At 47.3% G+C, this 12,743-nt stretch carries 11 protein-coding genes; 10 read left to right on the top strand and 1 reads right to left on the bottom strand.

All coding sequences use genetic code 11. The features are described from left to right. Positions 1–79: 79 nt before the first annotated feature. The 9 genes from ftsW to lpxC all read left to right on the top strand — a co-directional run bounded on the left by ftsW (position 80) and on the right by lpxC (position 10,221). The gene (gene ftsW, locus EKO24_RS16755; protein WP_127028079.1) at positions 80–1,240 is read left to right on the top strand and encodes a putative lipid II flippase FtsW; all 1,161 of its coding nucleotides are present in this window, start codon (positions 80–82) and stop codon (positions 1,238–1,240) included. Further along, positions 1,233–2,303 (top strand): undecaprenyldiphospho-muramoylpentapeptide beta-N-acetylglucosaminyltransferase, encoded by a 1,071-nt coding sequence (gene murG, locus EKO24_RS16750; protein ID WP_127028078.1) that lies wholly within the window; start codon positions 1,233–1,235, stop codon positions 2,301–2,303. The genes ftsW and murG overlap by 8 nt, the downstream gene beginning before the upstream one ends. Beyond that, a complete protein-coding gene (murC, locus tag EKO24_RS16745; RefSeq protein ID WP_127028077.1) occupies positions 2,300–3,742 on the top strand; it encodes a UDP-N-acetylmuramate--L-alanine ligase in 1,443 nt (480 codons plus the stop codon). Before murG ends, murC begins: the two co-directional genes overlap by 4 nt. Before the next feature lie 348 nt (positions 3,743–4,090). Then, positions 4,091–4,996, top strand: a complete 906-nt coding sequence (gene murB, locus EKO24_RS16740) for a UDP-N-acetylmuramate dehydrogenase (RefSeq protein ID WP_127028122.1) — start codon at positions 4,091–4,093, stop codon at positions 4,994–4,996. Beyond that, complete coding sequence (locus EKO24_RS16735) at positions 4,993–5,925, top strand: D-alanine--D-alanine ligase (RefSeq protein WP_127028076.1); 933 nt, start codon at positions 4,993–4,995, stop codon at positions 5,923–5,925. The genes murB and EKO24_RS16735 overlap by 4 nt, the downstream gene beginning before the upstream one ends. 71 nt (positions 5,926–5,996) lie before the next feature. Further along, positions 5,997–6,728 carry a cell division protein FtsQ/DivIB gene (locus EKO24_RS16730; RefSeq protein WP_127028075.1) on the top strand — a complete coding sequence of 244 codons (732 nt, stop codon included), beginning with the start codon at positions 5,997–5,999 and terminating at the stop codon, positions 6,726–6,728. A gap of 37 nt (positions 6,729–6,765) precedes the next feature. Further along, positions 6,766–7,992 (top strand): cell division protein FtsA, encoded by a 1,227-nt coding sequence (ftsA, locus tag EKO24_RS16725; RefSeq protein ID WP_127028074.1) that lies wholly within the window; start codon positions 6,766–6,768, stop codon positions 7,990–7,992. Between the two features lie 37 nt (positions 7,993–8,029). Continuing rightward, on the top strand, positions 8,030–9,199 hold the full coding sequence (ftsZ, locus tag EKO24_RS16720) for a cell division protein FtsZ (RefSeq protein ID WP_127028121.1): 1,170 nt from the start codon (positions 8,030–8,032) through the stop codon (positions 9,197–9,199). Between the two features lie 98 nt (positions 9,200–9,297). Then, a complete protein-coding gene (lpxC, locus tag EKO24_RS16715) occupies positions 9,298–10,221 on the top strand; it encodes a UDP-3-O-acyl-N-acetylglucosamine deacetylase (protein ID WP_127028120.1) in 924 nt (307 codons plus the stop codon). A gap of 31 nt (positions 10,222–10,252) precedes the next feature. Here the strand turns inward: lpxC and EKO24_RS16710 are convergent, their stop codons facing one another. Next, positions 10,253–10,768, bottom strand: a complete 516-nt coding sequence (locus tag EKO24_RS16710) for a DciA family protein (RefSeq protein WP_127028073.1) — start codon at positions 10,766–10,768, stop codon at positions 10,253–10,255. Positions 10,769–10,913: 145 nt separating this feature from the next. Between EKO24_RS16710 and EKO24_RS16705 the strand changes: the two genes are divergently transcribed. Continuing rightward, positions 10,914–12,743, top strand: coding sequence for an NAD(P)H-dependent oxidoreductase subunit E (locus tag EKO24_RS16705; RefSeq protein ID WP_127028072.1), 1,830 nt, complete (start codon positions 10,914–10,916; stop codon positions 12,741–12,743).

Here is a 12,743-nt window from a genome sequence, read left to right as displayed (position 1 = left end):
ATACTTCGGGTCTTCTGGGGGGGCGATTTTATTTGTTCTTTACAAATTGTGATGCCGCCGCCCTATCTGGAGACTATCAATGAAATCACCGCGAATACGGATCGGACAATTCCATTTTGATCCGGTATTACTGACCGTGAGCACGAGCTTACTGTTGATCGGCTATGTGATGGTAGCGTCTGCATCGCTACATCTCGGTATAAAAATGACCGGTAACGGTTTGTATTATCCTGTAAGACAGTTGGTGCATATTGGTTTGGGCCTGATTTTCGGTGCAGGCGTTGCGGCAGTTCCAATGCGGGTTTGGGCGGAGAAAGGCCCACAATTGTTTATAGCAGGATTACTGTTACTAATTATTGTGTTGATCCCAGGCCTTGGCGTAAAGGTTAACGGCAGTGTGCGTTGGTTGTCGTTAGGCGGCTTAAGAATACAAGTATCCGAGGTGGTGAAGTTTTTCGCCGTCATCTATATGGCGGGGTATGTAACGCGCTATCAAGAGTCAGTTCAGAATGCAGCTTTTGGTTTGCTTAAGCCGCTGGGGCTCTTCTCGGTGGCCAGTTTGCTATTGTTAATGGAGCCGGATTTCGGTTCGGCTGTTGTTATTATGATGATAGCCATGGGTGTCATGTTCTTAGCAGGAGCCCGATTATCGCAATTTATCGTGCTGCTGCTGATAATTGGCTTATTGGCAATGATGCTGGTTTATTTTTCGCCTTACCGTTTGGTTCGGGTTACCAGCTTTATGGACCCTTGGGCCGATCCATTGAAAACCGGGTTTCAATTAGTCCAGGCGCTGATTTCGTTCGGACGTGGAGAATGGTTGGGTGTCGGTTTGGGCAGCGGTGTGCAAAAGTTATTTTATTTACCCGAAGCTCACACGGATTTTTTGTTCTCAGTGATTGCGGAAGAATTAGGTTTGTTGGGCGTTGTTACAGTGATTGGTTTATTTTCAGTATTGGTTTGGCGTACTTTTGCAATCGCCGTGGCTGCCGAAAAGGCTGGGCAACGGTTTTCCGCGTTTATAGCCTACGGTTTGGGTATCTGGTTTGGCTTTCAGTCATTCGTCAACATGGGCGTCAATATGGGAATTTTGCCGACCAAAGGTCTGACCTTACCGCTAATGAGTTATGGCGGCGGCAGCATGATGATCATGTGCTGTGCGGTTGCGTTGTTATTTCGGGTGCAAAGTGAAGTTGCCGAGATCAATGCCGGTACGCCAAAGAGAAGCCGCCATGGCTAAGCGTATCGTTATCATGGCAGGGGGAACCGGCGGTCATGTGTTCCCCGCGCTGGCAGTGGCTCAAGAGTTGATTGAAAAAGGCTGGCAAGTCAGTTGGTTAGGTACGCAGAAGGGACTCGAAGGTCGCGTGATTCCTGAGCAGGGAATAGAAATCGATTGGCTGTCGGTGGCCGGTGTGAGGGGCAAAGGATGGTTATCGCTTATTACAGCCGTGTTGTTGTTGATCAAAGCCTGTAGTCAGGCCTTGAAAATTCTGCGCCAACGTAAACCCGATGTGGTACTGGGAATGGGCGGCTTTGTTGCCGGGCCTGGCGGACTGATGGCCAAGCTATTAGGTATTCCCTTGGTCATTCACGAGCAAAACCGGGTGCCCGGAACCACTAACCGATTATTGGCACGTATGGCCAACCAAGTATTGGAAGCGTTTCCAGGCAGCTTTAACAAAAAACTGGGCGCCAAATTTACCGGCAATCCGTTAAGGAAGCAGTTTATTGGCTGTGCTGAGCGAAAGATCGCTCATCAAGGTACTAACATCCTGATCGTCGGCGGCAGTCAAGGCGCACAGGCATTGAATGAAGCGGTACCGGGTGCGTTTGCAGCCTTAGGTTCGGATAGCGCCACTGGTAAAACAATACAAATAAAACATCAAACCGGCGCTGCGATGCAAAAGCAGGTCGAGAGCCGGTATCAAGAGTTAGGCATAAACGCGGAAGTGGACGCTTTTATCGAAGATATGGTTGCAGCCTATCAATGGGCGGATCTAGTGATTTGCCGGTCCGGTGCAATGACAGTCAGCGAAGTGGCGGCTGCAGGCGTTCCGGCCATATTTATACCGTTGCCGAGCGCGATTGACGACCATCAGGCTGCTAATGCCAGATATTTAGCCGATGCCGGTGCCGGACTGATATTGAGCCAGAAAGATTTGAATGCAACCGCGCTGGTTGAAAACATAACGAAGGTAATTAAGCAATTGGATTTAATGAGTAAAACTGCAAAAGAATACGCAAGGTTGGATGCAACGGAAGTCGTTGCCGGTATTTGCATGGCCGAGGCTAAACTATGACTCCTCATAATAACCAGATGCCGGCTCAAGCATTAGGTAGCGTCGATCGGATACATTTTGTCGGCATAGGCGGAACCGGTATGAGCGGCATTGCCGAGGTACTATCGAATCTCGGTTATCAAGTTTCAGGTTCGGATATTAAAGAAAGCGCGGTAACCCAAAGATTGGCAAGTTTAGGCGTGACCATCAACATTGGTCATGAGCGGGCCAATATTGCCAAGGTCGACGTGGTCGTGGCTTCCAGCGCGATAGACCGTAGTAACGAAGAAATAGACGAAGCTTATATTCAAAGAATACCGGTCATTCCTCGCGCGGAAATGCTGGCCGAGCTAATGCGTTTCCGGTTTGGCATTGCCGTTGCCGGAACCCACGGCAAAACCACAACGACCAGTTTGACTGCAAGTATCTTGGCTGAAGGCGGACTTGATCCTACCTTTGTTATTGGCGGACGTTTAAACAGCGCAGGTAGTAATGCGAAATTAGGCTTAGGCCATTATTTGGTCGCCGAAGCCGACGAAAGCGATGCATCGTTCTTATATCTACAGCCAATGATGGCGATTGTCACCAATATCGACCAAGATCATATGGCGACTTATGAAGGCAGCTTTCAGCGATTAAAAGATACCTTTAGAGAGTTTCTGCATCATCTGCCTTTTTACGGATTGGCGGTGATGTGCCTGGATGATGAAGGCGTCAGGGCGATTTTGCCGGAAATATCCAAACCGGTGATGACTTACGGCGTCCATGAAGACGCCGATGTCCGGGCAGTCAATATTAACCAAGAGGGCATGCATACTTCTTTTGAAGTTATACGAAGAGGCGACTATCCGCCGTTAAAAGTCACTTTGAATATGCCGGGCTGGCACAACATGCTCAATGCGCTGGCTGCGATTACCATTGCCACCAAACTGGCTGTCGATGATCGGGCCATTATCAAGAGCTTGGGCGCCTTTAAAGGTGTAGGCAGGCGTTTCCAGATCAATGGCGATTTGCCGCTCGGCGAGGGCAAGCTGACATTGGTTGACGATTATGGACATCATCCGCGCGAGATTGCCGCGACGCTTGAAGCCTTGCGCCAAGCTTGGCCGGACCGCCGTAAAGTTGTTGTTTTTCAGCCGCACCGCTATACGCGGACACGGGATTTATTTGAAGACTTCGTGCAAGTGCTGGCAACCGTTGATGTGTTGATTCTAATGGACGTTTATTCGGCAGGTGAAACGGAGATTCCCGGAGCGGACGGTCGGGCATTAAGCCGGGCAATTCGTATTCGTGGACAGGTTGATCCGGTATTTGTCGAAAATTGGGAGGAATTGCCGCAAATATTGACCCGCATTGTAAAAGCCGATGACGTGATATTGACGATGGGGGCGGGCAATGTTGGGCAGATTGCTGCACAGTTGCCGCAATTATTGGCGTCAGCATTTTCTACGGATATTTAAAAGTATCCGCTAATTCGCTTTCTATTTGCAATGCACTGTTTATAAAAGGTTATAAGCGATATGTCAGCATGGTGTAAGTGGTTCTACGTATGTATTTATACTGATTAATACCGTACATTATTATTGTGGAATCATTAAAATAGGCGGATTGTTTTTCATAAATTAAGGCCTCTACAAGAAATGACAATTGAAATGACATCTGCATTGACGAAGTTAGACGATTGCATGGATGCAGGAGATGCAGGTTTAAAAATGGAAGACGTAGAGCAACGCAGGGAGCAGTTGCCGACGACTGCAAGGATGCAGGAGGTAGAGCAACGCAGGGAGCAGTTGCCGACGACTGCAAGGATGCAGGAGGTAGAGCAACGCAGGGAGCAGTTGCCGAAAGGCCGTTTGCTAAAGCACGAAAGACTGGCGAAATATACCAGTTGGCGTGTTGGAGGGCCTGCAGACCGGTTATACATCCCTGAGAACCGGCAAGATTTAATTGAATTCATACGGGCACTGCCTGAAGCAGAGCCGGTTTTCTGGATGGGGTTGGGTAGTAATTTATTGATCAGGGACGGCGGTATACGCGGTACAGTGATCAATACTAAAGGCCGATTAAAAGAGATGAGCCTGTCTGACGACGGTTCGGTTTATGTCGAAGCGGGTGTGCCTTGTGCGCATGTGGCGCGTTTTTGCGGCGAACGGGGACTGGTTGGCGCAGAGTTTTTGGCGGGCATCCCTGGAACTATGGGCGGCGCTTTAAAAATGAATGCCGGCGCCTTTGGCGGAGAAACTTGGCCTATCGTTAACAGCGTGGAAATGCTGGACGCATCGGGCAATGTAACGCGCAGAAAGCCTGAAGATTTTACAATAGGTTACCGGTCGGTAAAGGGATATGAAAATGAGTGGTTTCTAGCTTGCCGGTTAACTTTGCCGAAAGGCGATACGGTAGCCAGTCAACAAAAGATTAAAGGCTTGTTGGAAAAGCGGTCTGCGACCCAGCCGACCAATCAGCCCAGTTGCGGATCGGTATTTAAAAATCCGCAGGGCGATTACGCAGCAAGATTGATAGAGCAAACCGGCTTAAAAGGGTATGCAATAGGCGGTGCATGTGTGTCGGAAAAACACGCGAATTTTATCGTTAACACCGGCAATGCAACGGCAGCCGATATTGAAGCGCTCATTTATTATGTACAGGAAAGAGTTGAACAACAACAGGGGGTAGTCTTGCAGACTGAGGTTTGTATGGTAGGTGTGGCAATATGAAGGAATTGGCGCTAAATAGCCCGGAACAATTTGGCCGCGTCGCGGTAATGATGGGAGGCTCGGCAGCGGAAAGAGAGGTTTCGTTAAGAAGCGGTGCGGCCGTTTACGAAGCTTTAAAGCGTAAAGGCGTGGATGCGATTGCTATTGATGTAACAGGTAGTCCGATTGACGCGTTGGCAGGGTTAAAAATTGACAGGGTGTTTAATATTATCCACGGACGCGGCGGCGAGGACGGCGTGTTGCAAGGGGTTCTGGAAGTATTGCGAATTCCTTATACCGGCAGTGGTGTAATGGCGTCGGCATTAGCTATGGATAAGCTCCGGACCAAATTGTGTTGGCAGGGCTACGGCTTGGTCACGCCTAAATGGCACTTATTAAAAGACGAGTCCGATCTTGATAGTTGCATTGAAAAGCTGGGCTTTCCGGTGATCGTCAAACCGGCACAGGAAGGATCCAGTATAGGCATGAGCAAGGCAACTAACCGGGATGAATTGCAAAAAGCCTTGGCAGTAGCGGCAAAATATCGCTGCGATGTTTATGCGGAAGCTTGGGTTACCGGTAAAGAATATACGGTTGCGGTATTGGACGGGGAAGCGTTGCCGGTTATTCGTTTGGAAACGCCGAATGCTTTTTACGATTACGACGCTAAATATCAGGCCTCAACGACGCAATATCATTGCCCTTGCGGTTTGGGGCAGGATCAGGAACAGCTTATAAAAGATTTGGCTGTAACCGCTTGTAAGGTGGTCGGTGTTAACGGCTGGGGAAGGGTGGACGTTTTTATCGATGACCTCGGACAGTACCAATTAATTGAGGTTAATACCGTTCCCGGTATGACTGATCATAGCTTAGTGCCGATGGCTGCCAAACAGGCAGGTGTAGATTTTGAAGAATTGGTTTGGCGTATTTTGGAAACCAGCTGCAGATAATGAGCCATGTATAACAGTTTCCGCCATGCTCTCTTATCGAAGGGCAAAAGTCAGTTCCAGGCATATTTTTAATGGCTGTTCGAAAAGTTGTTGCGCCCCTATTGTTACTGACGGGTTTGGTTTGGGCTGCAGGTTATGGCGTTAAGCGGATCCCGATTAAATATGTGAGAACCGAAGGGGTCTTTCAATATCTTAGTAAGGACGAGATAAAGACGGCTTTGGAACCTTTAGTGATGATCAGTTTTTTTGATGCCGATATGCAGGCCATTCATCAAGCTGTTTCGAAACTGACCTGGGTTGATACCGTTTCTGTTAAGCGGGTCTGGCCCGATGCGATAGATATAAAGATACGCGAAAAGAAGCCTTATGTGCGTTGGGGGGTGCAAAGCCTGGTTAGTGCGCGTGGCGAGATTATTACGCCGAAGAATATAGAGCAATTTAGCAACTTGCCCATATTGCAAGGGCCTGAGCAGCAGCAATTGAAGACGCTGGAGATAATGAAGGGCGTTAACACAGCGTTAGCCGACCAGTCCATGAAAATGGCCGAATTTACAATTAATGATCGGTGGGCGTGGAAGATTAAATTAACAACAGGTTTGGAAATACTGTTGGGACGAAATGAACAGTTAAAGAAACTACAGCGTTTTTTGAAAACGCTGGAAGTATTGGGGCCGGAACAGGTTGATAAAATAGCAATAGTTGATTTGAGATATCCTAACGGATACGCGGTTTCATGGAAGCCTGACGCAGAAGAAATTGACTGGAAGAAAGTTGCCAATCCGCAGCATGAAATAGATGGCTAATCTTACAAAAATAAAAAGTGACACAGAGTAAAACAAAATGGCGAAAAAAACAGAGCGTAATTTAATAGTCGGATTAGACATTGGAACATCCAAGGTCGCCGCTATTGTTGGTGAACTATCCAGTGATGGCAATATTGAAATCATCGGCATTGGATCAACACCATCACGCGGTCTGAAGAAAGGTGTTGTCGTTAATCTGGAATCGACTGTGCAATCGATACAGCGAGCCATTGAAGAAGCAGAATTAATGGCGGGATGCCAGATCAGGTCGGTTTATGCCGGCATTGCGGGAAGCCATATCAGGAGCCTCAATTCCCACGGTATTGTGGCCATTAAAGATAAAGAAGTGACTCAGTACGATATTGACAGAGTGATAGATTCCGCCCGCGCCGTAGCAATTCCAGCGGACCAGAAAATTTTACATATTCTGCCGCAAGAATTTGTGATCGATCTTCAGGAAGGTATTAAAGAACCTATCGGGATGTCGGGTATTCGCTTGGAGGCTAAGGTTCACATGGTCACAGGCAGTGTCAGTGCTTCGCAGAATATCGTCAAATGTATTCGCCGTTGTGGGCTGGAAGTTGACGACATCGTGCTGGAGCAACTGGCATCCTGCAATTCAGTGCTGACGGATGATGAAAAAGAATTGGGTGTTTGCCTGATCGATATTGGCGGCGGTACTACGGATATTGCAATTTTTGCAGAAGGCGCAATCAAGCATACCGCAGTGATTCCGATAGCGGGCGATCAGGTTACCAATGATATTGCCGTTGCGTTACGTACGCCGACATTAAATGCTGAGGATATTAAGCGGAAATATGCTTGCGCATTAACGCAGTTGGCAAACGTTGACGAGGTTATTGAAGTGCCCAGTATCGGCGATCGGGCGCCGCGCAAAATTTCAACGCAAAATCTGGCGGAAATTATTGAGCCTCGCTATGAAGAATTAATGCTGCTCGTTCAGTCGGAACTACGGCGTAGCGGCTATGAAGAATTAATTGCCGCCGGGATAGTATTAACGGGCGGCAGCTCGAAAGTAATGGGATTGATCGACTTGGCGGAGGAAATTTTCCATATGCCGGTACGTATGGGTGGACCGCAAAATGTGACAGGGTTAACAGAAGTAGTGAAAAACCCGATTCACTCTACCGGGGTCGGGTTATTAATGTATGGAAAAGAACATCAGGGCGTTGGTAGGGGTATTGATACCGATGGCCCGAGCGTGTTCTCAAGAATGAAGAATTGGTTTCAAGGTAATTTTTAAAAGTTTAAATAATAATTAAGGGGCAGCGGCAATGGCAATGAAGTATGAGTTAATGGATATGAACAATGAACATGCGGTCATCAAAGTTATTGGTGTCGGCGGCGGCGGGGGTAACGCAGTTAACCACATGGTTGGAAGTCTTGTGGAAGGTGTTGAGTTTATCTGTGCAAATACCGATGCACAGGCCCTGAGAAAACTGAATATCGATACGATTATCCAGTTAGGCGTTGAATTAACCAAGGGCTTGGGTGCGGGCACTAACCCTGAAGTTGGACGGATGGCCGCAGACGAAAACAAAGAGCGTATCAGGGAAGTTCTGCAAGGTGCCGACATGGTTTTCTTGACAGCCGGCATGGGCGGTGGTACGGGTACCGGTGCAATTCCTGTAATTGCTGAAATTGCCAGAAGCATGGGCATCCTGACTGTTGCCGTGGTGACCAAGCCGTTCTCATTTGAGGGCAAGAAGAAACTGGCAACTGCGGAATTGGGTATAACCGAGCTTGAACGATTTGTTGATTCATTAATTATTATTCCAAATCAAAAATTATTGCCGGTACTGGGCAACGATGTGTCCTTAGTCAACGCATTTAAAGCGGCTAACGATGTATTGTTGGATGCCGTACAGGGGATTACCGAGCTGATCGTTCATCCCGGTATGATTAACGTCGACTTTGCCGATGTCAGAACAGTCATGTCGGGCATGGGCGCTGCAATCATGGGTACCGGTTCGGCAAAAGGAGAATATCGGGCTCGTGAAGCGGCTGAAAAAGCGATTGCTTGTCCATTGTTGGAGGATATCAATTTGCAAGGTGCGCGCGGTATTTTGGTCAATATTTCCGCGGCCGATATGGGCATTGCAGAGTTCGACGAAGTGGGCAATATCGTCCATGAGTTTGCTTCGGAGGATGCAGTCATAAAGATCGGTATGTCTATTAATCCGGAGTTAGGCGATGAAATCAAGGTGACTGTCGTCGCCACTGGAATGGGCTTGCCGTCTCGAGTGGTTAAATTGGCACCCAAAGCAACGGCAGGCTATGTTAATCAAAATGTAGCCGGTGAAGCCAATTACGAAGGTTTGGATAAACCTACAGTTATGCGTCAAAACAAAACTGAAGGTAGGGAAACACGTTTTGGAGCCCAGCCTAAGAAAGATATCGATTTAGATTACCTGGATATTCCGGCCTTCCTAAGACGTCAAGCTGATTAATAGAGCAGTCAATGATAATAGAATCAGTCTCCATTTTGGAGGCTGATTGTGATAATATCGGCACTTTTTTGCCCTATTTACTTAGCGTTATTGATTTTATGATTAAACAGCGAACCTTAAAAAACACAATCAGGGCAACAGGTGTAGGATTACACACAGGGGATAAAGTTTACCTGACTTTACGTCCGGCTGAAGCGAATACAGGGATTAGGTTTCGCAGAGTTGACTTGCCGACTCCGGTGACAATTCTTGCGACCCCGGAAAATGTTGGCGAAACCATGCTCTCGACGACACTGGTCGCGGGCGATGTCAAAATATCAACCATAGAGCATTTACTTTCGGCTTTTGCCGGGTTAGGGATAGATAATGCGATTATAGATGTCAGCGCCGCCGAGGTGCCGATTATGGATGGCAGTGCCGGGCCATTTGTATTTTTGCTCCAGTCAGCCGGAGTTGAAGAACAAGATAGCCCGAAACAGTATATTCGTATAAAACGTAGCATCAGGGTTGAAGACGGCGACAAGTGGGCTGCTTTTGATCCATTTGATGGCTTCAAGGTGACTTTTACGATTGATTTTGAGCACCCGGCTTTTGAAGATCACGTAAAAACAGCGACAATGGATTTCTCATCGACTACATTTGTCAAAGAAGTCAGTCGAGCCAGAACTTTTGGCTTTATGAAGGATATTGAGATGTTGCGCCAAAATAACCTGGCGTTGGGCGGTAGCCTTGATAATGCCATTGTGGTTGATGACGACAAGGTCATTAATGAAGATGGGCTACGTTATGCTGATGAATTTGTTAAGCATAAAATTCTTGATGCCATTGGTGACTTATATTTGTTAGGACATAGCTTGATCGGTGAATTTACCGGTTACAAATCGGGCCATGGGTTGAACAACAAGCTACTTCGCGCTTTATTGAACGATAAAGATGCTTGGGAAATGGTTACTTTCGATCATGAAGAAATTGCCCCGATTTCTTTTATGCGCGCTGCCGAGTCTCCCAGGTCGGCGGCATAAAAGTTGCCGAGAGAGGTTGGCCTCAGACTGGTTAATCAGTCTGAGGCTTGGTTTTTGACAGCTTTTCCAGTGTTGAGCTTAATCGCAGTAGAGCCTGCTTCAATTGGCTATCTGCAACATTAAGGCTGTAATCATGGATAAACGCTATTTTTTCTGCTGAAGGAATATTGGGTTTTCTGCCGAAAGAGGTTGTTTGCAAAGATCCCTCTCCCGCCGGCATTTCTTGCTTACGTCCTGTGAGCGATGTTTCTCCCCTAACTTTAATCTGCACAATCGAGATCGACTCTCTGGTTATCGGGGCAATAGCTGCGAGCATCACGCTGCTATAAAATCTCAGCTGCGACGCCCAGGCGGAGGTTTCTGTATAAAGCAGTAGTTTCTTGCCATTAACGACACAATGTAGTGCATGTTCGGCAATTGCCGCCGGTAATACTTCATGAATACGCTGTAAAATCAGTTCTTGCTGTTTAATCTGACTGTAAAAGTGAGCAATAGTCCGGTTAGGGAATGACAATGCTGCTTTAAAAGAAGTTAATTTTTTTGTCATGGGTCTTTATCCGCCCATCAGGACCGGAAAGGATTATTGGTTTATTTAAGAGAGTGAGATATAGTTAGTTTATGTAAGGGAATAAGTAGCTTTACTGTAATAATTCGCTAGTATCGTATCCACAAACATAAAGCCGGGAGATAAAGTGAGACAATTTATTCAGGATATCGCAGAAAACAGTCATTATCGGGCGACACATTTGTTGCAGATTCTAAGACAGGTTCAATCCCGTTATCATTATATACCGGAGGAGGCTATAGCGCAGTTGTCCGGTTTACTCAATATTCCCCGGACACAGATTATCAGTGTCATTGAATTCTATAGCTTTCTTCATCTGACTCCGAGAGGGCAATATGAGTTATTGATCAGTGATTCGATAACCGACCATATGTTGGGCAAGAAAGATTTGTTCGACTATTTGGCAAAGAAATTGGATATTGCTGTTGGCGAGGTTAGGAAAGATGGGCTGGTCAGCTTGGACAATACGTCATGTACCGGTATGTGCGACCAAGGCCCGGCCGGCCTGGTTAACGGTTATGCACTGACCCGCTTGGATTGCGCCGGAATTGATAAGATCGCAGAGCTGATTAATCAACAAAAGCCTCTAAATGAATGGCCGAGTGAATTATTTCAGGTGGATGATAATATTTATAAACCCGGTTTGCTGTTGAGCCAGCAAATTGAGCAAGGTGCCGCACTCAAATCGGCTTTTAAACGGGGTATCAAGGAAACGCTGAAAGAAATTGACTATTCAGGTTTGCGGGGACGCGGCGGTGCCGGATTTAAGACCGCAATAAAATGGCAATTTTGCTCTGAAGAGCAGCAGGCTGAGCGTTATGTGGTTTGCAACGCCGATGAAGGCGAGCCCGGCACATTTAAGGATAGAGTTCTATTAAATTCTTATGCCGATCAAGTATTTGAGGGCATGACTGTCTGTGCTGCGATTATCGGAGCCAGGCAGGGCTTTTTGTATTTGCGCGGCGAATACCTGCATCTTCACGATAAGCTGCAAACCATTCTGGATCAGCGCCGTCAAAACGGCTTGTTGGGCAACAATATCCTTGGTGCAGGGCTGTATTTCGATATTGAAATCCGTTTAGGAGCCGGCGCTTATATTTGCGGAGAAGAATCCGCACTGATTGAATCACTGGAAGGCAAAGCCGGCGTTCCGCGCAATCGCCCGCCTTATCCGGTAACTCAAGGTTATTTAGGTAAACCTACCGTCGTCAATAATGTGGAAACGTTTCTGGCGGCAGCTTGCATTGCGGTTAATGGCGGCGATTGGTTTGCAAGTATCGGCACCGAAAAATCAAAAGGCACAAAAATACTGAGTATCAGCGGCGATTGTGCGCAGCCCGGTATTTATGAATATCCTTTCGGCACCACTATTCAAACAGTACTTAACGACTGCGGAGCTAGCGATGTGTTGGGCGTTCAGATCGGCGGGCCGTCAGGCACTTTTATTTCGAATCAGGAGCTTGAACGTAAGCTGGCTTTTGAAGATTTGGCGACCGGCGGATCATTTATTGTTTTTAACTCCAGCCGTAATATTCTCGACGTGGTTCATAACTTCACCCATTTCTTCGCCCATGAAAGTTGCGGATTTTGCACACCCTGCCGAGTCGGCACGTCGTTATTGAAAAAACAGATCGACAAAATTGTCGAAGGTCACGGTTCGGCAGGCGATATTGTCGCGCTTGAAGAGCTGTGTCAATTGGTGAAAAACTATAGTCACTGCGGTTTGGGACAAACCGCGGCAAACCCGATTTTAACAACGCTGGAGCGTTATCTGGGCTTGTATGAAAACCAATTAAAAGAAATCAGTTTTGAACCGGGGTTCGATTTGGACGGCGCCTTGGAAATAGCGCGGCGCATGGCAAATCGGTATGATGCCGGAGCGCATTTGGCTCAGACGGACGAATCCGGTTCCCGGCCGATTGCGTCACTTCCACCATCCCTGGCAGTCGGAGAATGA

Origin of the sequence: Candidatus Methylobacter oryzae (genome assembly GCF_003994235.2) — a bacterium.
GTDB lineage: Bacteria > Pseudomonadota > Gammaproteobacteria > Methylococcales > Methylomonadaceae > Methylobacter_A > Methylobacter_A oryzae.
The sequence above is the reverse complement of the archived record's forward strand: the minus strand, read 5'-3'. Positions and strand labels throughout refer to the sequence as shown.

What these genes read in the sequence shown, in the direction of transcription:
- ftsW (WP_127028079.1), top strand. Translation starts at nt 80, where the DNA reads ATGAAATCACCGCGAATACGGATCGGACAATTCCATTTTGATCCGGTA.
- murG (WP_127028078.1), top strand. Translation starts at nt 1,233, where the DNA reads ATGGCTAAGCGTATCGTTATCATGGCAGGGGGAACCGGCGGTCATGTG.
- murC (WP_127028077.1), top strand. Translation starts at nt 2,300, where the DNA reads ATGACTCCTCATAATAACCAGATGCCGGCTCAAGCATTAGGTAGCGTC.
- murB (WP_127028122.1), top strand. Translation starts at nt 4,091, where the DNA reads ATGCAGGAGGTAGAGCAACGCAGGGAGCAGTTGCCGAAAGGCCGTTTG.
- EKO24_RS16735 (WP_127028076.1), top strand. Translation starts at nt 4,993, where the DNA reads ATGAAGGAATTGGCGCTAAATAGCCCGGAACAATTTGGCCGCGTCGCG.
- EKO24_RS16730 (WP_127028075.1), top strand. Translation starts at nt 5,997, where the DNA reads ATGGCTGTTCGAAAAGTTGTTGCGCCCCTATTGTTACTGACGGGTTTG.
- ftsA (WP_127028074.1), top strand. Translation starts at nt 6,766, where the DNA reads ATGGCGAAAAAAACAGAGCGTAATTTAATAGTCGGATTAGACATTGGA.
- ftsZ (WP_127028121.1), top strand. Translation starts at nt 8,030, where the DNA reads ATGAAGTATGAGTTAATGGATATGAACAATGAACATGCGGTCATCAAA.
- lpxC (WP_127028120.1), top strand. Translation starts at nt 9,298, where the DNA reads ATGATTAAACAGCGAACCTTAAAAAACACAATCAGGGCAACAGGTGTA.
- EKO24_RS16710 (WP_127028073.1), bottom strand. Translation starts at nt 10,768, where the DNA reads ATGACAAAAAAATTAACTTCTTTTAAAGCAGCATTGTCATTCCCTAAC.